Source organism: Clostridium sp. 10cd*, assembly GCF_044336395.1.
GTDB classification, from domain to species: domain Bacteria; phylum Bacillota_I; class Bacilli_A; order Erysipelotrichales; family Erysipelotrichaceae; genus Clostridium_AQ; species Clostridium_AQ innocuum.
In genome coordinates, this window is the sequence record NZ_CP172347.1 from 882,583 (window position 1) to 904,736 (window position 22,154).

The 22,154-nt window shown below is 42.0% G+C and carries 20 protein-coding genes; 19 read left to right on the plus strand and 1 reads right to left on the minus strand.

Features of this window, described 5'->3' with window-relative positions; all coding sequences use genetic code 11:
- The 16 genes from ACG3M1_RS04475 to phnX all read left to right on the plus strand — a co-directional run bounded on the left by ACG3M1_RS04475 (position 1) and on the right by phnX (position 18,441).
- Positions 1-1,440: a glycoside hydrolase family 1 protein gene (locus ACG3M1_RS04475; protein WP_009269755.1), complete on the plus strand. Its 1,440-nt coding sequence runs from the start codon at positions 1-3 to the stop codon at positions 1,438-1,440.
- Positions 1,422-1,697 (plus strand): antibiotic biosynthesis monooxygenase, encoded by a 276-nt coding sequence (locus ACG3M1_RS04480; RefSeq protein WP_008818613.1) that lies wholly within the window; start codon positions 1,422-1,424, stop codon positions 1,695-1,697. The genes ACG3M1_RS04475 and ACG3M1_RS04480 overlap by 19 nt, the downstream gene beginning before the upstream one ends.
- A gap of 151 nt (positions 1,698-1,848) precedes the next feature.
- Entirely contained in the window at positions 1,849-3,168 is a 1,320-nt protein-coding gene (locus tag ACG3M1_RS04485; RefSeq protein ID WP_008817031.1) for an MATE family efflux transporter, read from the plus strand.
- A 784-nt stretch (positions 3,169-3,952) separates the two neighbouring features.
- Positions 3,953-4,780 carry an energy-coupling factor transporter ATPase gene (locus tag ACG3M1_RS04490; protein WP_009269753.1) on the plus strand — a complete coding sequence of 276 codons (828 nt, stop codon included), beginning with the start codon at positions 3,953-3,955 and terminating at the stop codon, positions 4,778-4,780.
- The gene (locus ACG3M1_RS04495) at positions 4,756-5,616 is read left to right on the plus strand and encodes an energy-coupling factor transporter ATPase (RefSeq protein WP_009269752.1); all 861 of its coding nucleotides are present in this window, start codon (positions 4,756-4,758) and stop codon (positions 5,614-5,616) included. The genes ACG3M1_RS04490 and ACG3M1_RS04495 overlap by 25 nt, the downstream gene beginning before the upstream one ends.
- Positions 5,609-6,409 carry an energy-coupling factor transporter transmembrane component T family protein gene (locus ACG3M1_RS04500; protein WP_009269751.1) on the plus strand — a complete coding sequence of 267 codons (801 nt, stop codon included), beginning with the start codon at positions 5,609-5,611 and terminating at the stop codon, positions 6,407-6,409. Before ACG3M1_RS04495 ends, ACG3M1_RS04500 begins: the two co-directional genes overlap by 8 nt.
- On the plus strand, positions 6,402-7,160 hold the full coding sequence (gene truA / locus ACG3M1_RS04505; protein WP_008817027.1) for a tRNA pseudouridine(38-40) synthase TruA: 759 nt from the start codon (positions 6,402-6,404) through the stop codon (positions 7,158-7,160). The genes ACG3M1_RS04500 and truA overlap by 8 nt, the downstream gene beginning before the upstream one ends.
- Positions 7,161-7,426: 266 nt before the next feature.
- Positions 7,427-8,830, plus strand: a complete 1,404-nt coding sequence (locus tag ACG3M1_RS04510) for a cation:dicarboxylate symporter family transporter (protein ID WP_100933846.1) — start codon at positions 7,427-7,429, stop codon at positions 8,828-8,830.
- Positions 8,831-9,148: 318 nt separating this feature from the next.
- Positions 9,149-9,928, plus strand: a complete 780-nt coding sequence (locus tag ACG3M1_RS04515; RefSeq protein WP_008817025.1) for a TraX family protein — start codon at positions 9,149-9,151, stop codon at positions 9,926-9,928.
- 334 nt (positions 9,929-10,262) lie between these two features.
- Positions 10,263-10,715, plus strand: coding sequence for a GNAT family N-acetyltransferase (locus ACG3M1_RS04520; protein WP_008817024.1), 453 nt, complete (start codon positions 10,263-10,265; stop codon positions 10,713-10,715).
- Between the two features lie 139 nt (positions 10,716-10,854).
- Complete coding sequence (locus tag ACG3M1_RS04525) at positions 10,855-11,493, plus strand: helix-turn-helix domain-containing protein (RefSeq protein ID WP_008817023.1); 639 nt, start codon at positions 10,855-10,857, stop codon at positions 11,491-11,493.
- A gap of 175 nt (positions 11,494-11,668) precedes the next feature.
- Positions 11,669-12,379, plus strand: coding sequence for an aspartate/glutamate racemase family protein (locus ACG3M1_RS04530; RefSeq protein WP_008817022.1), 711 nt, complete (start codon positions 11,669-11,671; stop codon positions 12,377-12,379).
- An 818-nt stretch (positions 12,380-13,197) separates the two neighbouring features.
- Positions 13,198-13,950 carry an ABC transporter ATP-binding protein gene (locus tag ACG3M1_RS04535; protein ID WP_008817021.1) on the plus strand — a complete coding sequence of 251 codons (753 nt, stop codon included), beginning with the start codon at positions 13,198-13,200 and terminating at the stop codon, positions 13,948-13,950.
- Positions 13,943-16,549 (plus strand): ABC transporter permease subunit, encoded by a 2,607-nt coding sequence (locus ACG3M1_RS04540; RefSeq protein ID WP_008817020.1) that lies wholly within the window; start codon positions 13,943-13,945, stop codon positions 16,547-16,549. Before ACG3M1_RS04535 ends, ACG3M1_RS04540 begins: the two co-directional genes overlap by 8 nt.
- A gap of 13 nt (positions 16,550-16,562) precedes the next feature.
- Positions 16,563-17,657, plus strand: coding sequence for a 2-aminoethylphosphonate--pyruvate transaminase (gene phnW, locus ACG3M1_RS04545; protein WP_009269748.1), 1,095 nt, complete (start codon positions 16,563-16,565; stop codon positions 17,655-17,657).
- 1 nt (position 17,658) lies between these two features.
- Entirely contained in the window at positions 17,659-18,441 is a 783-nt protein-coding gene (gene phnX / locus ACG3M1_RS04550; RefSeq protein ID WP_008817018.1) for a phosphonoacetaldehyde hydrolase, read from the plus strand.
- 177 nt (positions 18,442-18,618) lie between these two features.
- On the opposite strand, the gene ACG3M1_RS04555 is transcribed toward phnX, so the two are convergent.
- Positions 18,619-20,085, minus strand: a complete 1,467-nt coding sequence (locus tag ACG3M1_RS04555) for a GntR family transcriptional regulator (RefSeq protein WP_008817017.1) — start codon at positions 20,083-20,085, stop codon at positions 18,619-18,621.
- 199 nt (positions 20,086-20,284) lie between these two features.
- Here ACG3M1_RS04555 and ACG3M1_RS04560 point away from each other — a divergent pair, with 199 nt between their 5' ends.
- From ACG3M1_RS04560 to ACG3M1_RS04570, 3 genes are all read left to right on the plus strand, one after another.
- Positions 20,285-20,584, plus strand: a complete 300-nt coding sequence (locus tag ACG3M1_RS04560; RefSeq protein ID WP_008817016.1) for a response regulator — start codon at positions 20,285-20,287, stop codon at positions 20,582-20,584.
- Positions 20,538-21,380, plus strand: a complete 843-nt coding sequence (locus ACG3M1_RS04565; protein WP_008817015.1) for an HD domain-containing protein — start codon at positions 20,538-20,540, stop codon at positions 21,378-21,380. The genes ACG3M1_RS04560 and ACG3M1_RS04565 overlap by 47 nt, the downstream gene beginning before the upstream one ends.
- A gap of 97 nt (positions 21,381-21,477) precedes the next feature.
- Entirely contained in the window at positions 21,478-21,918 is a 441-nt protein-coding gene (locus ACG3M1_RS04570; protein WP_008817014.1) for a hypothetical protein, read from the plus strand.
- The last annotated feature ends 236 nt before the right edge of the window (positions 21,919-22,154 follow it).

Consider the following 22,154-nt stretch of genomic DNA (forward strand, 5'->3'; position numbering starts at 1 on the left):
ATGAACGAAGAATTTCTATGGGGAGGATCTACTTCCTCCTTCCAATTTGAAGGAGGTGCATTTGAGGACGGCAAAGGAAAATCCATATATGACGTCATTACAGAGAATTCGAAGCATAATGTAGATCAATCATTCGAAGCATGGATGGGGGCAAATAAAGTAAGAGATTATTCTATTACATCAGATTTCTATCACCATTATGAGGAGGATATTAAACTACTGGCAGAAATGGGCTTTCGTGCTTTCCGTATGTCGATTGCATGGACGAGATTATATCCGGATGGGGATGGCAGTCTGAATCAAAAAGGTGTGGATTTTTATAAAAGAGTTTTTAAATTGTTAAAGAAGTCTGGCATTGAGCCTGTTGTAACATTGTATCATTGGGATATGCCACAATCCTTGGTGGATCGTTATAATGGATGGTATGGTATTGAAACAGTACACGCATTCAAACAGTATGTGGATACATGTTTCCAGGAATTCGGCTGCTATGTTAGCTATTGGCTGACTTTAAATGAAAATAATATGACTTTAAAAATGCCAACATTTGGAATAGGGAAAAAGATGACACCGGAAACAGTGGGATATAAGGAGTTTTCGTATACAATCTATCATAATACGAATATTGCACATTTTTATGCAGTAAAGCGCTGTCATGAAATACTTCCTCATGCAAAAATAGGATGTATGATAGCGAGTTCACTTGCATATCCCCTAACCAGTGATCCGGAAGATGTATTTCTAGCCCAGCAACATAATCAAGAGTTGACCTATGATTATTTAGATTTATTATGCAAAGGTGAATATACTTCAAAAAACATAAAGCAATTTGAAAAAGATGGCTGGCACGGATATCGTCATGAAGAAGCTTTATTCAAAGATGAAAAAGCCAAAATCGATTTTATTTCATTTAGTTACTACTATTCTGTTTGTGTAGGAAAAGAAAGTAATGCTATCAATGAAAATGCTGAAACATTACAAATGATGTATCAGGCATTAAGGAATCCGAAGCTGAAGCAATCAAGCTTTGGCTGGACAATTGATCCTCTGGGGCTGAGAATTTTAATGAATGATCTTTATGATCGTTATAACTTACCGCTCATGATTGTTGAAAATGGATTAGGTGTAAAAGATGATAACCTGACAAAAGATAAAAAAGTGCATGATGATTATCGAATTGCTTACCTAAAACAGCATATTCAGGCAATTATAGATGCTGTAGATAAAGATAACGTAGAGTGTCTGGGCTATTTGCCTTGGGGATGTATAGATCTTTATAGTGCTTCAGGGGATAGAGATAAACGATATGGATTTATCTATGTGGATTATGAAGACGGATTGAAACGGTATCGAAAAGACAGCTTCTACTGGTACCAGAAAGTAATTGAAAGCAATGGAAAAGAGTTAGAGGGGGAGAGTGCATGTACATTGTTCTTGTAAAAAATAAAGTAAATCAGTCAAAGAAAACTGAGTATATGAGAGATTCGCAATTATTCGCAGAGGAAATGAAAGAGGTAGCTGGATGCAAAGACACTTATGTCCTTACTTCAGCAGATTATGAAGATGTTATAGTGAATGTTGAAGTTTGGGAATCTAAGTATGTTTATGAACAGTATGATGGACATGTATTTCTGAAATACAAGGAGAAACTAAAGTCAAATTTTATTAGTAATACAATAGAAACATATACACTTTAACAAAAAAGATATGCTTAGCATATCTTTTTATACAAGATAAATAGGCGGTGACCATAAATGATTTTATATGAACATGGCATCATATCTATAGACTGTAAACATATAAAGGCGAAAATCCTTTACAAAATTATAAAAGGAGGAGAGTAGGTATATGAATATCGATAAATTGGAAGAAAATTCCGTATGGAAAATAATTCTCGCTTTAGCACTTCCAACAATGATTGGGCAACTGGGTACTATTTTGTATAATATGGCAGACACCTATTTTATTGGACAGGTAAATGACGTTAATCAAGTTGCAGCTATTTCTGTAACCATGCCAGTGTTTTTGGTATTAATGTCTCTAGGTGCTTTGTTTGGGATAGGGAGCGCTTCTTATATATCCAGAATGATGGGAAGTAAAAATGAGCATGAAATGAAAAAAGCTTCTGCATATACATTCTATATCTTACTTGCCTGCGGCTTTGTTTTCACAGTGTTAGGCATAGTATTCATAAATCCGATTCTTTCTATCATCGGTTGTGATACTAATTCATGGAGTTATTCACATGATTATCTATTTATTATCATATTGGGGACGCTTGCTATAATGATATCGAATGCTTTTGCGTTTACATTGCGTTCGGTTGGTGAAACAAAAAAAGCAATGTATGGTTTGGTGATTGGCTCTTTATTAAATATTGCTTTAGATCCTATCTTTATATTATATTTTCATATGGGAGTGAAGGGGGCAGCGATTGCAACTGTTTTTTCAAATGTTGTAACTTCATTATTATATATCTATTATGTTCAAAGAAACGTATATTTGTCATTGCATTTTAACGATGTATCATTTGCTATGTCACTCCAAAAAGAAATTATATCGATTGGGATTCCTGGTTCTTTAGTTACTATTCTGTTAAGCTTCTCAAATATTATATTGAATAACTACTGTGTACTGTATGGAAATGTTGCCGTCGCAGCTATGGGAATAGTCAGCAAAATTAATTTGTTCCCAATTCAACTAACTGTAGGTCTTGGGCAGGGAATACAGCCTTTGATAGGGTACTGTGTTGGAGCAAAAAAGAAAGATAAACTTAAAGAAACAATGAAAGCCGCCAATATAATATCTTTATGTCTAGGTATGTTTTTTGTATTAATCTTTATCCTCATGAAGGCAGTCTTGATGCAGATGTTTATAGATAATGAAGAGGTAATACATTCTGGAGAATTATTTCTCATGATTATAACCATCTCTACACCAATATTAGGCGGTATCTTCATATTCTCGACATTCTTTCAATCATCCGGATTGGTAAAGCCATCCCTATTTGTTTCTGTTGCTAGACAAGGATTATTCTACATTCCTATCATTATGCTTGGAAATTATTTTTTTGGTATCAAAGGTGTTATAATCGCACAGCCAATCTCCGATATTCTTTGTTTTATTGTTTGCATTAGATGGTATAGGAAAATCATGCATGAAGCATAATAGAAAAGACTATCGTCGTCAGATGTGTTGTCTATTAAAGTAAGTCCGTTCGTAAAACTGCTGAACTAATTTTATATGCTATAGCGAAGGTATTGACTGGCAGTATAGCAGAACGGAGGTTATTGCGATAATAGTTCAAATCAAAGGTGATAATGAGGATACCTGTTTAAATGATGAGGGTGACAAGAATAAATTTAAATTATTATGAGAATGTAAAACATGCCAAATAGAAATGGATTTAGAATAAATTCAGGTTAAAAAGTAAGTATATGATGAAGAGCAAGTTAGATTATTTTGTCTGCCTTGCTTTATTTGACCGAATCAAAACGCCTTTTTATAATAAATATTGTGAATACATTTAAATCGAATTTAATGATTGCCTAATTTCTAAGTGCAGGTTCTTTATCATCCATCTTGAAATATTTTTCATTTCACTTACTGGTTTGCAAGGAAAAATTCATACTTATAAAAATTACGGAACAATCGTTTAAAATGCATAATATGTTTTGTATTTTATTGTATACAGCGTGTATATTTCATGTGGGAACATGCAAGTGATAGCTGGACAAAATCTAATATATGTTATTTTAGCATTTCTATGATTGCATGTACGTACTTTTCTCTGTAAAGTGGATGTTTCTCATAAGGATGTCTTTGAAGAAACCTCATACATATAAGGAAGAATCCATGGTTTGTGTTGTTAGTTTTGTTTTACACAGTAGATTTATTGTGTTCACTTTCGATTCGTTGTATAATAAAAACGCTATAATTTTGAGGTGAGAACATGGAAAAAATACGTGTGGAGGATCTGACATTCTCTTATGATAAGGAAACAAATGCAGTGGAGCATGTTTCTTTTTCGATTGAAGAGGGAAGCTATACAACCATTATCGGACATAACGGAAGCGGTAAGTCAACGATTGCTAAGCTGTTGATCGGTCTGCTGGATAAGGATCAGGGACATATTTATGTGGATCAGGATGAGCTGAGCATAGACACCCTGTACGATATTCGCGATAAGGTCGGAATCGTCTTTCAGAATCCTGACAATCAGTTTATCGGCGCTACCGTTGCGGATGATATCGCGTTTGGTCTGGAAAATCATCAGGTGGAAACGGAAAAAATGCAGCCGATTATTGAACGTTTTGCACAAAAGGTAAAAATGACGGAATATATGCAGAGTGAACCGACCAAGCTGTCCGGCGGGCAGAAGCAGCGTGTGGCGATTGCCGGTGTTCTTGCCATGTCTCCGCAGATTCTTATTTTTGATGAATCCACCAGTATGCTGGATCCGCAGGGAAAAGCGGAAATTAACGAGCTGATTCAGGAAATTCATAAGGAAAGCAATATAACGATCATTTCCATAACACATGATATCGAAGAGGTCAGTAAGTCGGATTATGTCATCGTCATGGATGGTGGACATGTGGTTATGAAGGGACTTCCCGACGATATTTTAAGAAAAGAAAAAGAGCTGATTGCGCTTCAGCTGGATATACCGTTTGCCTTGAAATTCACAAAGGCCATGCGTGCACACGGTGTGGATATGAAGGATTGCACAACGATGGAAAAGGTGGTGGATGAAGTATGCCGATTACATTTCAAAAAGTAGCACATACCTATAATGCGGATTCTCCGTTTTCCTATGCGGCCTTAAAGGGGATTGATCTGGAGATTCCGGAAGGAAAGGTAACAGCCATTATCGGAGAAACCGGTAGTGGTAAGTCTACTCTGGTACAGCATCTGAATGCCCTTCTGCTGCCTAGCGAGGGCGAAGTTCAGATACTTGATAAAACAATTACGGCGGGAAGCAAGCCAAAAAATCTGAAGGAGCTGCGCCGTCTGGTCGGTCTGGTGTTCCAGTTTCCGGAATATCAGCTGTTTGAAGAAACCATTGAAAAGGATATCAGCTTCGGACCGAAGAATTTCGGCGTCAGTGCTGAGGAAGCGGCACAGCGTGCGAAGGAGGTACTGAAGGTCGTCGGTTTGGATGAAAGCTACCTGCAGCGCTCCCCATTTGATTTATCCGGCGGGCAGAAGCGAAGAATTGCCATTGCCGGAATCCTTGCCATGAACCCGGATGTGCTGGTGCTGGATGAGCCGACAGCCGGACTGGATCCGCAGGGAGCCAGCGATATGATGCGGCTGTTTGTGGATATGAATAAGAAATACGGAAAAACCGTTTTGATCGTAACACATGATATGGAGCATGTATTACAATATTGTGAAGAGGTTGTCGTTGTTCAGGATGGAAGCATCAAAAAGCACTGTGATGTGCAGTCCTTCTTTGAAACCGTAGAGCTCCTGCAGGAGCTGAATATCAATCCCCCGGCTGTGATACGGCTTCGGGAAGAGCTGATTCGCCGCGGCTTTTCCATCGACCGTACTCTGCTGGACATGGACAAGCTGGCTGCGGCTGTCGCTTGTGAGGTGAAGAAGCATGAATAATATCGCACTTGGAAAATATCTGCCGCTGGATTCCATTATTCATCATATGGATCCCAGAGCTAAAATCGGTGCCATGCTGATCATGATGATCGCAATTTTTATTCCGGCCGGCTATGCGGGCTATGGTATCATTGCGGCTGCGGTCATCGGAACTGCTCTGCTGGCACGTTTAAAGCTGTCCTTTTTATGGAGAGCGATGAAGCCGATGCTGTTCATGCTGACGTTTCTGCTCATCATCAATCTGCTGGTCATCCGTGACGGGGATGTTCTGTTTACCATATTCGGATTTTCTGTTTACACCGGGGCAATTGCACAGACCCTGTATATCGTTATCCGTCTTGCCTTAATGATTATGATTACCACAATTCTGACTGCCACCACAAAGCCGCTGGAGCTGACGCTGGGAATCGAAGACCTGCTGAAGCCGTTTCAGGTCATTCATGTACCTGCTCATGAAATCGCCATGATGATTTCCATCGCACTACGCTTTATTCCAACGCTGATTGAAGAAACACAGCGCATCATGAAGGCGCAGGCGTCCCGTGGTGTGGATATGGAGGAGGGAAGCCTGATGGAAAAGGTGAAGGCGATTCTTTCTCTGATTGTACCGCTGTTTGTATCTGCATTCCAGCGTGCTGAGGATCTGGCCTATGCCATGGAGGCAAGAGGCTATATCCCCAACCGTATGCGGACGCGCTATAAGCAGCTGAAGATGGAAGGCAGAGATTATGTTCTGCTTATTGCATCTGTTCTGGTTTTCGCTGCAATGGTTGCTATGATGCTGTATGCCTAGATATAAGGTAACACTCAGTTATGACGGCACTGCCTACGGAGGCTGGCAGCGGCAGACGAATACGCATTCCATACAGCAGGAAATTGAAGCAGCCATGGAAAAAATCGAAGGCAACTTTATCCGTATTACGGCAAGTGGAAGAACAGATGCCCATGTGCATGCACTCGGACAGGTATTTCATTTTGATTCCGCTAAGGATCTGGCACCGGAGAACTGGAGGCGTGCTTTAAATTCCCTGCTTCCTCACGATATCCGGATACAGGATGTATGTCTTGTGGAGGATGACTTCCACGCACGCTTTCATGCGGTAAGCAAGCGCTATGATTATCTGATTACAACGGATGTGAACAATCCGTTTTATTATCATTATATGGGGAAGGATCGCAAGGTGCTGGATGTGAAACGTATGAGTGAATGTGCCAGAGTGTTTCTGGGAACCCATGATTTTACGAGCTTCACCAGCAGCAAGCTTGATCCGCGCAAATCAAAGGTCAAAACCATCACTCGTTTGGATATCGTACAGGAGGAGCATGCTGTCCGCCTTGTGTTCGAGGGGAACGGATTTTTGCGCTATATGGTGCGTATGATCGCACAGACCCTGATTGAAGCAGGCAAGCATCGTCTGGATGTTGCGGATGTCAAACAGATGCTGTATGGACAGGATAAGCATCTGTGCCGGTATAAGGCACAGGCGGAAGGACTTTATCTGGTCCACGTAACCTATGCGGATACGAAAAAAACAAAGGAATAAGTACAAAATGACTTGCTATCGGCAGGTCGTTTTTCTGTTTGCAGATGTTCTCAAAAATGCACATTTCCTTTTCATGCCTGCAAAATGTGGGTTAAGGAAAGCAAGCTGCTGTCTTCGCCTGTACCGAGGGCTTTTAAACAGCATATGATAAAAAAACAGGTATAAAAACTTGGATATGGTTCATAACATAAAAGAGCAGTAAGCATATGACTTGAAAAAATAAAGCTGCTTGTATATGATAGTCAGGTACAACGAGGAGGGGTTTTATGAAAAACGTATTTCTAAGCCAGTTTCTGATGATCAGTGAGTGGAAAACCATTGTGTTTCTCATCGCCTATCTGCTGCTGGCTTTTGCAGTATATAAGCTTCCAAAGAAAAAATTCAGCTTTTCCAGCAAGGTGCTGATTGCGACTGTGCTCGGTCTTGCACTGGGACTTGCCATGCAGGCGGTATCCGGTTTTGCGGTAGACCCGATGAAGATTCCGTTTGTGAATGAAACGACACTGTGGTATTCGCTTATCGGTAACGGCTTCATTGATTTTATCCGTATGCTGGTAATTCCGCTTGTCATGGTTTCCATCATTCATGTTATCCTTCATATGGATGAGCGTGAAAATGTACGCAAGCTTGTAAAACGCAGTATTCTTACTACCATGGGCATGGTGGCCGTTGCCGCTGTTGTCGGTCTGACACTGGGAATCGTCTTTCAGCTTGGAGGCAGCGGAAGTGCCGCATCCATCACAAACGGAGAGATGAAGGAGGTCGTACCGGTTGTGACGACTCTGCGCAATCTGATACCTGCCAATCCTGTGGAAGCCATGGTCAACAGCAATGTTGTCGGTCTGGTAATCTTCTCCGCATTTTTCGGGCTTGCGGCACGCCGTATGCAGAAAAAGTATCCCGATACCATCCAGGTGTTTTATGAACTGACTGATGCTCTGCACAAGATTATCATCAGTATTGCCATGACGATTATTAAGGGAATGCCGTATGCTGTGCTGGCATTATTGGCAAATACGATTGCACAGCGCGGTCTGAACAGTATTCTGGAGGTTGGAAGGTTCATCGTGATTCTGTATATTGCATGTATCATACAGCTCATGATTCAACTGCTCGCTATTTCCTTTTTCAAGGTCAATCCGATCACATATTTGAAAAAAAGCTATTCTCTGTTACTGCTTGCCTTTACCTCCCGCAGCTCTCTGGGAGTTCTGCCGGCAACGATTGACACACTGACACAGAAGCTCGGGGTGTCACAGGGAACCGCAAGCTTTGTATCCAGCTTTGGAACAACGGCCGGTATGCAGGGCTGTGCAGGAGTTTTTCCGGCGCTCCTGATTGTCTATGTCGCAAATACCAGCGGTACACCGATTGATATCAGTTTGATCATCATGTCCATCATTGTCATTACCATCGGCTCCATTGGTATTGCCGGTATCCCAGGTACCAGTACCATGGCGGCCTCAGTCGGTTTGTCCGGTGTTGGCCTTGGAGCATCCTTTGCTTTCATAACACCAATTCTGGCAATCGATCCCATTATTGATATGATGCGTACCATGCTGAATGTATCCGGGTCACTGACCAATGCCATCATGGTTGACCGTCAGCTGGAGCTGATGGATATGGAGCTGTATCAGGATATGACGCGCAAGGAAGCAGAAAAGGTATAAAGTTGCGGGCATGGAATGAAATGAAATGTGCCTGCGTGCAACAGAAGAAACAGGGAACGGGCTTAGCCTGCACCTGTTTCTTTTTTGTAATACATATGGAAGAGGGCAGAGAATCTGAGCAGATTGTTTTTTGTCTATTGTCATGCAAGTGTTTCTCCGTTTCAGAGCATCTATTTCTTTGTGGAGGTCAGCTATTGGCAGCGGGTGCTTTGTATATTATAATGAGAATACGTACAGCTTGGGTAAATTTATGGAGAAAAGCAGGTGCAAAGCTGGTGGAAACGACAAGAACAGCGATATATCGATAGGAGAATACAGATGAAGAAAATAATACTGAATCAGGCATCACTGAAGCTTATCGCAATGGGTCTGATGCTTCTGGACCATATATATAAAATTTTCTGCTTTGATGTACGGGATTTTCTTCTTGTACATACCACGCTGACACAGGAAGCCATTCAATGGGGAATTCAGCTGATCGGTATGCTTGGCGCCGCCTCCTTCTGGATCTTTGCATTTTTCATAGCGGAGGGCTGCCATAGGACTCACAATCGCAGTGCCTATCTAATTCGATTGCTGATTATGGGGCTGATATCGGAAATTCCCTTTCAGTATATGATCTGCATTTTACTGGATGCTCCGCTCACTCTGCACTTCGCTTTAACGAACATTTTTTTCACCCTTTTTCTGGGAGCTGCAGCTATTATGGCCTATGATGCTTTCAGAAGCAGACAAACGCTTCAAAAGCTCTCCCTCCTACCATTGCCTCTTTGCATGCTTATCGCATATGTCCTGCAAACAGACTACGGTGCCCTTGGTGTTCTGGCGATTTTTGTCTGCTATTGCGGAAGTGATGAATATCGTCTGTATCGTCTGGGAGGGGTCATCCTGTTGGAAGCCTCTACTCTCCTTATACAGGGACAAAGCCTTCAGGCAGATGATCTGCTGTATGCTTTCCTGTATATCCTCTACGCTTCTTTGTCCCTGCCACTGTTATCCTGCTATAACGGTAAAAAAGGAGCCCTGCCAAAATGGTTATTCTATACCTTCTATCCCTTGCACATCACCATTCTGGTTGTATTGTATATCACTGCATGAAAAGACAAGAAAATCATACAGGAAGCTATCCTGCATGTACCGAGCTGTTTTCTATTATGTTAATAGCAGGGCTGTAATTTCCTCTTTATTTTATAGCTGCTCTTTTCATATCGGAAAGACTTTAATGAAAACTTCTATGAGTATCGTGAATGCTACAAAGGATATGAGTTTAAGAATTTGCTGCAAAGAACATATCAAATAGCATTCTTATAAAGCGTTGACGGCTAAACAATTCATCGAAAGCAGAAAGAAATGACGATATTGAAGCAGTATGATATAATGTACAGAATGATAAACCGGCATCAGTCGTTTATATGATAGGAGGCTGTTAACAATGAATATACAGCGCATTGCAAACCGGCATCTTGAAGATGTAACCAAATTGGTTACAAAGGTTTTTATGGAATTTGAAGCACCGGATTATACGGATGAGGGGATAAAAACGTTTTTTGATACTGCATTGCATAATCAGGAGTTTATGGACCAACTGGATATCTGGGGGGCATATATAAACAAAAAACTGACTGGTATAATTGCGACTAGAAACAACGGCAGTCATATAGCGCTGTTCTTTGTTGATGGTGAATATCATCGACAGGGAATCGGACGAAGGTTGTTTGAAGCAGCATTAAAAAATTCTTCTTCCAATGAGTTAACTGTAAATGCATCTCCTTATGCCATGGAAATTTATCACCATTTGGGCTTCAAAGACACAAAAACCGAACAAACTGTTATGGGGATACGCTTTATTCCAATGATATACAGAGGCAAAACAAGAGACTGCTAAACTCCGCCTTCAATTAACATAAGCTTTTATTATTTATGTTTTTTTTCATTGCAACTACGGGTTGACACATTTCCATGCTTGCATAGTGGCTATGCAACTGAATACTTGCTATAATCGCATCATGAAAGGAGTGCTGATCATGAAGTTAGCGGAAAGAATACAATATTTAAGAAAAATGAAAGGAATCTCACAAGAGGAGCTTGCTGAGAAAGCAGGTGTTTCCAGACAGGCTGTTTCCAAATGGGAGAGTGATCAGAGTACACCGGATGTAGAAAAAATAATTATAATGAGTGATTATTTTGGAGTTACAACAGATTATATCCTAAAGGGCATTCAGACGGTAGAGAGCAAAGAACAAAAAAGCAGGGAGCTTGCGAGTAAGGTACTTTATATCTCATCAGCAGCTTTTGTTGTAATAGGTCTGTTCTGTGCATTTGGAGGCTGGTATGCGCAACAGACAATGGAAGCTGTTTGGGGAGCAATGATCGTTCAAGTAGTAGGTGTTGCCGGATTTTTTATAGCAAGCATACTGTCCAGAGAAAAGGCTCCGATTTATATTGCGTGGATTCTTATCAATGGAATCGTTTTTATGCCTGTATCTATCATGACCGGATATATTGCAGACCTAGTTTTCAGGCAAGGGTGGATTTCTCCTTATCCAATAGGGATCGTTCATACCTTAGCATTTGCAGTTGTATACCTGTCCGTTTTGATTATGAGTTATTTCATTCTGAAGAAACGACAGGAAAATGCAGTTGATATTCAGAAATTTTATTGAATACCATCAATGACACGGGTCTGAGCGGATCAAGTGTCAGGCGATATTTTAAATCTTATAAAACAGAATATGCTTTTATTACTCAGGTGAGATTCTGGCACAGCTGGTGGCTACGAGTTGTTGTGGTATATGATTATCGTGATATACTCAAATAGAAAGCTATGGAGGGTTAAAAATGAAAACAATTGGCTTAATTGGTGGAATGAGTTGGGAAAGTACAATCCCGTATTATCAAATTATCAATGAAGGAGTTAAGGCGCAGCTTGGCGGACTGCATTCAGCAAAAATTATTCTTCACAGTGTGGAATTTGATGAAATTGAAAAATGCCAGTCAAGAGGTGACTGGAAGAAAAGCGGAGAAATATTAGGGAAAGCTGCTCAGGGATTAGAAGCTGCCGGTGCGGATTTTATTTTGATCTGTACAAATACTATGCATAAGGTTGCACCTCAAATCGCATCCATGATTCATATTCCCATCATCCATATTGCAGATGCGACAGCAGAGGAGCTTTTAAACCACAATATTCATAAAGTGGGATTGTTAGGCACAAAATATACGATGACTCAGGATTTCTATAAGCAAAAACTGGTAGAGAGAGGCATAGAGGTTATCGTTCCTGAAGCAACGGAGATTGAAGTGATCAATCATATCATTTTTCATGAACTCTGCGTTGGTCAAATAAAGGAGGACTCACGGAAAAAATTCCAGAGCATTATAGAGCGCATGAAGTCCAGAGGAGCTGAGGGTGTTATTCTTGGCTGTACGGAAATCGGACTTCTTATTCATCAATCAGATTCTTCCATCCCTGTATTCGATACAACGTGTATTCATGCAAAGCGTGCAGTAGAAATCGCATTAGGGGATGGAAGGATGGGAAATTGCTGAGACGATTGTTATGGATGTATGGAAAACACTATATAAGTAAGCAAGTGAGCAATATCCCCCCTGAAGAAGTAACCCTGTTATCTATGCTCACCATGTTGCCTGTGAACTTGAAGCAGGCAATGGGGATATTGATACCGGCTTTTGTATGGAAAGCTGCAGGGAGGCTTTTGTACTGAATATGTGCATAGACAGCGGAAGCTATAATCATACATTTGATTGCCTTTCGTGAAATGGCTCCATATGAAGGTGGAACCGGCAGGCTTGTTGAGGGCTTCTTTATCAGTTAAACGAAGAGAACGAACATATAAAAAAAATGGTTGATTTTAAGAAAAGGAAATTGATGTGTTCATAGGGCTGATGCCAAAATAGTGGGAAAGAATGATACATGAATGCAAACGCATAATGGCAGCTTTTCATTCATACAAAGGTAAGCTGCAGCGCAGTGACGTTGCATCGTTTCTTCATGCAGTAGTGCCATCTTTCTTGTATCGTATATGAGCAGGACACGGAAAATTATAAAAAAGAACACGGTCATTGCGTGCATACAGCATGATTTTCATTTTTCTGCCAAAGAAATCGTATTATGAACATACAGGAGCTGTTATTTACAAATTTATTAAATAGCAGCTCTTTTTGTTGTGTTTTTATGAACAAATTACATGAAAAACAGAAAATATAACAAAGAATTTACATAATTTATGAAATGTTAAGGGTTCGTAAAGAGGACGTTAACACTTGATGAAAGCTATTGTAATCTTTTTTCACTTTTCTATAATGGACACAAGCGAGTAAAACCATCGCGATGAGGAGAGTGAAGTATGCTGACACTGAATAATCTGAAGAAATCGTATGATCAGACATCGATTCTCAACGGAATCAGTCTATCGATAGAAACCGGGGAAATCGTTTCCATTCTGGGACCGAGCGGAAGCGGAAAAACAACCCTGCTGAATTGTATACTGGGCATTACAGAAATTGACAGCGGGAGTGTGGTATTCAACGGACAGGATGTCACCGGAGTATCCATGGAGGAGCGCGGCTTCAATATCGTATTTCAGGACTATGCCCTGTTTCCGAATCTGAACGCCTATGAAAATATCACCTATGGTCTGAAGAATAAGCCCGGTATTTCCACACAGCAGGAGGTGAATGAGCTGATTGAGCTACTGGGGCTTTCTCAGCATCTGGATAAGCACATCGACCAGCTGTCCGGTGGTCAGAAGCAGCGCGTGGCACTGGCCAGAACCATGGTCATGAAACCAAAAATTCTTTTGCTCGATGAACCGCTAAGTGCGCTGGATGGTGTTATCAAGGAAAGCATCAAGGAGAAGATCAAAACGATCGCCAAGGAATTTCACCTGACAACAATCATTGTCACACATGATCCGGAGGAGGCGCTGACCTTGTCCGACCGCGTGCTGATCATGAAGGATGGCAGCATTTCGCAGTATGCGAAGCCGAAGGATATCATCGAGCATCCGCAAAACAGCTTCGTGAAGGAATTCATCCTGAACCAGCTGGAAATCAAACGCAATAATATCTTTACGTTGTTTGGAGAAACCTATGCATAAAAAGCAGCTGGAGCTAAAGGGAATCTATGTGGTTCTGGCGGCTTTGTTTCTCGTATTTCTCTTTATGCCGGTCGCCATGCTGCTGTATAAATCCTTTGAAAGCGGAACCTCACTGACACTGCAGCATTACCGTGATTTGATCTTCAGCGGCAAGTTTGTGAACGCCTTTGGCAACAGCTTTACGGTATCCGGTATCAGTGCCCTGGTGACAACGCTGCTTGCCTTTCTAATGGCCTACACCATCAATTATACAAATGTATCCCAGCGGCTGAAAAAGGGAATCCGCAGTATTGCCACTCTGCCGATGCTCTTGCCTACGATCACCTATGGCTTTGCCATTATATATACATTTGGAAAGCAGGGACTGCTGAGTAAGCTGCTGCATGTGCAGCTGTTTGATATATATGGCTTCAACGGTCTTCTGATCGGTTATGTGATCTATACGCTGCCGATTGCCTTTTTGCTTGTGAACAATACGATGAAATTCATTGATAAGAAATTTATCATCGTTTCAAAAATCATGGGGGATTCCGGAGGGAAGCGCTTCTGGATGACCGCCCTGTCACCGATGATTCCAACCCTTGCGGCAGCCTTTCTTCAGGCATTCTTTCTGAGCTTTACCGACTTTGGTATCCCGGCGGCCGTTGGTGGCGAGTTTGCGGTTGTCGCAACCACGCTGTACAATGAAATGCTCGGCTCCATCCCGAACTTTAGCAACGGTGCGGTTGTCGCCATGATGATGCTGCTTCCTTCCATCATCAGTATCGTTCTTCTGAATTATCTGGAGCGCTATAATGTTCGCTACAATAAAATCAGCAGCATTGAGCTGCCGGAAAACAAGGGGCGTGATTTGTGGTGCGGCCTTGGCTCCGGTCTTGTCCTGTGTGGTATTGCTCTGGTATTTGCTGTCATTATTCTGCTGCCGTTTGTAAAGGAATGGCCGTATGATATCAGCTTTTCCCTGCAGCATTTCACAGACACGCTGGCAAGTGCCAATTTACTGTCGGTTTACCGCAATTCTTTAATAGTAGCACTGGGGACGGCAGCTGCCGGAACGCTGGTCGCGTATGGCTCTGCCCTTGTGACCACACGCAGCACGCTTCCTGTGCTGTGCAGAAAAAGTATTGATGCCATCAGCAGTATTGCCAATACCATACCGGGAATGGTCATCGGTATTGCCTTCCTGTTCGCATTCAGCGGCACACCGCTGCAGAGCACCTTCTGGATCATTATTCTCTGTAATATGATTCATTTCTTCTCCACACCGTATGTGATGGCGAAGAACACACTGGGAAAGCTGAATACCTCCTATGAAACAACGGCTATGCTGATGGGGGACAGCTGGTTCAAAACGATTCGAAGAGTGGTCGTTCCCAATTCCAAAAGCACGATACTGGAGATGTTCAGCTATTATTTTATCAATTCCATGGTGACGATTTCTGCCCTGATTTTCATTGTCGGTGCAAAAACAGCAGTGCTGACAACCAAGATCAAGGAGCTGCAGCATTTTGCGAAATTTGATCAGATTTTCGTTCTGTCTCTACTGATTCTTCTGACCAATCTGCTGGTAAAGGGAATCATTCTCTTCGTTACACAGAAGAAGGAGGAGAAGAAAGCAAGAAGTGTCCGTGTGAAGAAATATGCACTTGGCATTCTTGCCGGCGGTGTTGTGCTGTTTACCTTCGTATTCGGACAGGGAAAGGAGCCTGTAGTAATTTACTCCAATGCGGATGAGGAAGCACTGGTAGCGATACAGCATGCACTGGATGAAAACGGCTTTCAGGATCAATATGTTCTGCAATCGTTTGGAACAAGTGAGCTTGGTGGAAAAATCATGGCGGAGGGTAAGAATCTGGAAGCGGATATTATTACGATGAGCTCCTATTATATTGACAGTGCCCAACAAAAAAATGACATGTTTGATAAGCTGACCTTCCCGACGCCGACACTGAAAACCTATTCCGATTACGATACTCCGCTGACGGCATTGGAGGGAGCGATGATTGTGAATACGAGTGTACTGAAGGAAAAGCAGCTGCCGGTGCCGTCCTCACTGAAGGAGCTTGCGAATCCAAAATATAAGGGAATGATTTCAATACCGGATATCAAGGCAAGCAGTACCGGCTGGCTGCTCGTACAGGCATTGCTGGATACCTATGGAGAAGAAGAGGGGAAAGAAATTCTAACTGCAATCCTCGACAATGTCGGTCCGCATCTGGAATCCAGCGGCTCAGGTCCTTTGAAAAAGGTGCGCTCCGGGGAGGTCGGCATTGCCTTCGGACTGCGGCATCAGGCACTTGCGGATAAGGAAAAGGGGCTTCCCATCGACTGTATTGACCCGATTGAAGGAAATTATTCCCTTACGGAAAGCATTGCCGTTGTAAAAAAGGAAAATGTGAATAAGACGGCAATGGCAATGGCACGCTGCATTATGGAAAATGGGAGAAGAGATATTCTGTATACCTATCCAACTGCACTTTATGAAGGTGAACAGGTGGAGAAAAAATATGCAAGCAAATATCCGCGGGTATTTAAGAGAGCATTGAGTGTAGAGCTTTTAGAAGAGCATCAGGCGTTCTTTGAAGGCTGTAGAAAATAAGGAGAGAAGACAAATGAAAACATACAAGCTGTTAACACCGGGACCACTTACGACAACAGACAGTGTAAAGCAGGAAATGCTGTTTGATCACTGTACATGGGATGAGGATTATAAGCAGATTACGCAGCGAATCCGAAGAGAGCTGCTGCAGCTGGCACATGTCGATGAGACTGCATATACAACTGTACTGATGCAGGGCTCCGGAACCTTCGGGGTGGAAAGTGTGATTTCCAGCGTGATTCCTGACGATGGCTGTCTGCTGCTGCTCAGCAATGGTGCCTATGGGGAACGAATCGCCGCAATGTGTCGCTATCATCACATTAGCTGCGTTCATATTGCACAGGATTATGATAAAATACCGGATCGAATGAAAGCAGAGGAAGCACTGAAGCAGCACCCGGAAATTACGCATATTGCAATGATTCACAGCGAAACGACAACCGGCATTCTCAATGATATTCAATCCATTGGTGAGCTGGCTAAGACGTATCATAAGGTCTTTATCGTGGATGCGATGTCAAGCTTTGCCGGCGTGGATATTCCGATGCATGACTGGCATATTGATTTTCTGGTAAGCTCGGCCAATAAGTGTATTCAGGGTGTTCCGGGCTTCTCCTTTATCATCGCAAGAAGAGAGCTTTTGATCGCTTCCAGAGGATGTGCCCGCAGTCTGTCCTTGGACCTGTACGATCAGTGGGCAGGCATGGAGAAGGATGGAAAATGGCGCTATACCTCTCCTACGCATGTTGTTCTGGCATTTGCCAAGGCAATGGAGGAGCTGCAAAAGGAAGGCGGTATTCCTGCAAGAAGTAAACGCTATGCACATAACCGTGATGTTTTGATTGAGGAATTCGGTAAGCTTGGCTTCCTTCCTTATGTGGAAAAGGCGGTACAGGGTCCAATCATCACAACCTTCCTGTATCCGGATACAGATTTTGATTTCGCACAGATGTATCGCTTTATCAAGGAGCGAGGCTATGCAATTTATCCGGGAAAGCTGACGGATAAGGATACCTTCCGCATTGGAACGATCGGTGAGATTTATGAGGAGGATATCCTGCGGCTGGCACAGATTATGAAAGAGTATATGGAAAGCAGAGGAAACTGATATGAAAATAGAGGGAATTATATTTGACTGGGCAGGAACGACGGTAGATTACGGCTGTTTTGCGCCGGTACAGGCATTTGCGGAGGTATTTCATGCGTTTGGCATGGAGGTTACGATGGAGGAAACGAGAAAGCCGATGGGGATGCTGAAGCGTGATCACATCAAGACCATGCTGGAAATGCCGAGAATTAAGAGATTGTGGAAAAGTGCACACGGCCGTGCAGTAACGGAAGCGGATATCGATGCAATGCATGATACCTTTACGGAAAAGCTGATGAGCATACTGGATCAGTTTGCCGATCCGAAGCCGTATGTCGTGGAAACGATCGCAAGGCTGCGGGCTATGGGACTGGCAATCGGTTCTACTACTGGGTATACAGATCAGATGATGGCGGTCGTAACGCGTGTCGCAAAGGAAAAGGGATATGCTCCGGATTTCTGGATTTCACCGAACAGCGTGGATAACTATGGAAGACCGTATCCGTATATGATTTTTGAGAACCTGAAGCAGCTGCATATCCGTGATGTACACGCAGCCGTTAAGGTAGGGGATACGATCTCCGATATTAAGGAAGGCGTTGCGGCAGGTGTTATCTCTGTCGGTATTCTGGAGGGAAGCTCTCTGATGGGGCTGATGCAAACGGAATACGAAGCACTCAGCACACAGGAAAAGGAAGCACTGTGTGCACGCCTGCGAAAGGAGTATATACAGGCAGGTGCCGATTATGTAGTGCAGGATATACGTGAATTGCCTGCATTGATCCAAGAGCTGAACGATAAATAGACCCGCTATGGCGGGTTTTTCTATAGAGTGTGTGAAAATAAGACATACATTCTAATAAAATTGATGATATTTTCGATAACTAAAACGTAGAGCAGGAAAAGAAAAACAATAGAAATCGTTGAAAAGAAAGAGTAACTACTGAAAATTTAGATATACAAATGCTGTCAAATGAAGTTTTCAATAATACTTCTCCGGTAACTGGATGGATGCAGCGGAAGAAAAACCGTATTTGTTTGTCATGATGTCTCTGGCATGCTGAAATATGTGGTAATAGCTATCAGCAATTCGATTAGCAAATTCTATGTAGTCTCCTGTATGCAACTCATGTACTGCTAAGCGCAGTCCTTTATTAACTGTCTGCAATACCTGCTTTTTATGATCGTAATAAGCAATATAATGCCCCCATTCTGTGAGGCGAAAGGCCTCTTCCAGTATGCTTTTCAGGGGTTGTGCATCCGTATGGTATAAAATAGCTTCAAATATATCTATAATACAGATAGAATCCGGAAGATAGAGCTTTTCCTCTAAACTCTTCAGCTCCCTTTTCTTGAATTTTGCGGCAGCATTCACCGTTGCAGGGTGAATGATCAATGCCAGTAATTGCAAAGCATGCAAGTACCGCAATGCCTCCTCTGTTCGTCCCGGATTGGGAAGCATCTGCCTTACACGGGTATCATCCGGGTTTATAATCATTGTACCTTTTCCGTTTATCGTTCTGACAAAGCCTCGTTGTGAAAGCTCTGTCAGAGCTTTTCGTATTGTGGAAACAGAAACATTATAGATTGCAGCCAATTGCTTTTCACTGGGGAGAAAAGTGCCACGCGGATAATCACCGCGGCCTATTTTGCGGTTCAGATCACTAACGATGCGAGTATAGAAATAATCCTTGCCACGCGTTGGTCTCCATGAAAAAGCAGCAGGGCTCTGCAGGGGATAAGTCTCCAATGTATCTGCCAGATGCTGCAGGGTTTCTTGAACAGCATATACAAATTTGTGAAGAAGATGAGTCAGCTGAGTATACATAACATGTGTATCCTTTTCTTTCAGGATACTGATAAGATTTGCTGTTATGGGGATGGAATCCTTTCGTAAGACTTTCAGAAAAAAGGTACTGTTTTCTGTGAAAAAGCTTAAATGAGAATGTAGTTCAAAGACAGAATAAAGGTTCCCCAGCAAGGGACTTCCTCCAATTGTCAGAATTTCTTTTAACAGATTTGATACAGGACGCCACCCTCCGGCGGAAATTCCCATACGGGAGACCTTCATAGCTTTTTTGTAATGATACAGAATTTCCAGATTACAGTGCTTTGCTGCAAAGCTTAACAAGGAGGGAAGTATCAAGGCAAATGTCTGATATAACTGTAGAATGTTATCACGACTTCGCAAAATGTCAATACCTTCATTCTCCTGCTGTATTACGGCTTCTCGCGGTAATACGATGGGAGCGATGCGAGGTTTTATCTCAATATATCCCTCCTTTTGCAGTGCTTCAAAGACGCGATTGATGGTATAACGGCTCACATTAAATTGATGACAGAGTATTCTTGAGGAGGGCATATAATCGCCGGGTGGTATTTGGTTTGTAAGGATGCGCTGCTTTACTTCATGATAGACAAATGAGAATTTCGTTTCTTGTGCTTCCATACCCATATCCTTTCCGGTTTTTTTCCATTATTATAGTATGCGACCTTCTGTTTGTCAGTATGCATATGCGAAGCTATTTGTTCACCTTACCAATTTTGTATAAAGCGTATGGGTATACCTTACCAATCGGGATGTTGTCAGGGTGTTCAACTAAAATTATAATAAAATCGTGAAATATACCTTGTTATGAAAGCGATGGATGCATGTGAATAAACAAAAAATTCTTATAGCAGATGATTCAGAAATAAACAGAGCTCTTCTGATTGAAATCCTTGAGAATCAGTATGACATTGTAGAAGCGGAAAATGGAGTGGAGGCGATAGCTCTTCTTTCTCGCTACAAAACGGAATTTTCACTCTTATTACTGGATATCATGATGCCGAAAATGGATGGTTTCGAAGTTTTGGCTTTTATAAAAAAAAAGAAGCTGGAATGCCAGCCTTGCGGTTATTATGATCTCTGCGGACAATTCTCCTGCGAATATAAAACAGGCATATGACTTCGGGGCATTTGATTATATAAGCCGGCCATTTGACCCTGCGATTGTCCAGCATCGAATAGCGAATACAATGCTGTTATATGCACGGCAGCATTACCTCGAAGAAATAATCGCACAGCAATATCAAAGTCAAGAAAAAAATAATAAGCTGATGATTTCTATCCTATCCCACATTGTAGAATTTCGTAATGGTGAAAGCGGCTCGCATATCCGGCATGTTCATACGATAACAAGGCTTTTGTTGGAAACCCTTGTTCACCAAAGCACTCCGTATATGCTGACAGATACCGATATAGACATCATCAGCACAGCTTCAGCACTTCATGATATAGGGAAAATCGCGATACCCGATGCAATTTTAAATAAGCCGGAACAATTAACAGCTGAGGAGTTTCGGGTAATGAAGACGCATACAGAGATCGGTGCTGAAATGCTGATGGAATTACCAGCGGAACAGCGGGAATCCGAGCTTGTCAAGGTAGCCATTGAAATTTGCCGCTGGCACCATGAGCGATATGATGGAAGCGGCTATCCGGATGGGCTGAAGGGAGAAGAGATACCGATCGCAGCGCAGGTGGTAGCACTGGCAGATGTATATGATGCACTAACCAGTGAAAGGTGCTATAAAAAGGCATATTCACATACAAAGGCATTGCACATGATTGTAAATGGAGAATGCGGTGTGTTTAATCCAACGCTTATACAAGGTCTGATAGACATAAGTAATACACTTGCATCAAATCTCACCTATAATCAACCGGATTCCTATAATGTGCAGGGTGCTGTAAAAATATAATGCATGGAAATCCTGCAGTGGTGTTTTGGATTTCGTATGACCTCACTAGCACCTGGAAATTAGATGCAACGTATAGAACATAAGAAAGGATACTGGGATGAAACATAAAAATTTGAAACTCACATCATTCACCGCTCTGGGAGAGGATGTCATACAGGTGGAAAATGAATTGCGGGAATATGCAAAAAACGGAATACAGCTATCCATTCAGGGGATGGTCATTGATGCAGCTGTACATTCTTCCTTTTATGAATATATTATAGATTTGAACCGCAAGAAGATGAAGGAAAGTCAGCATAGAGGCATCCAGAAGGCTTTGCAAAGAAAATTAGAGGGAAAAGGAAATTATGGACGGCCATCAATTGATTTGCCGAATGACTTTGAGGTACAAATAAGAAAACGTTTAGTTGACAGGGAGGCATTAAGTGAATACCAAAAAGAACTGAACATCAAGAGGTCTACCTTTTATCGGCATGCAAATCTTATCAAGCATGCAATCCTAATGGAGGAGGCGGAACAGAATATTCAAAAGAAATAATGGGAAGACATGTCGTATGTACTTAACAGAATAAGGTGACACCTTCTATTCCATCCTTTTATATCATCGATTGATTATGTTATTTGCCTTTAAATTGATCAGCGGATAGCGTGGAGACTTCAAGAAATATTATATTTTAGAAGTTGAGCAGATTATGGAAAGGCGATTTAGTTTAGAATTTGAAATTTTATATGAGTAACGAAGCTTATTATACTATTGGGTTTTTATTAGGTTTT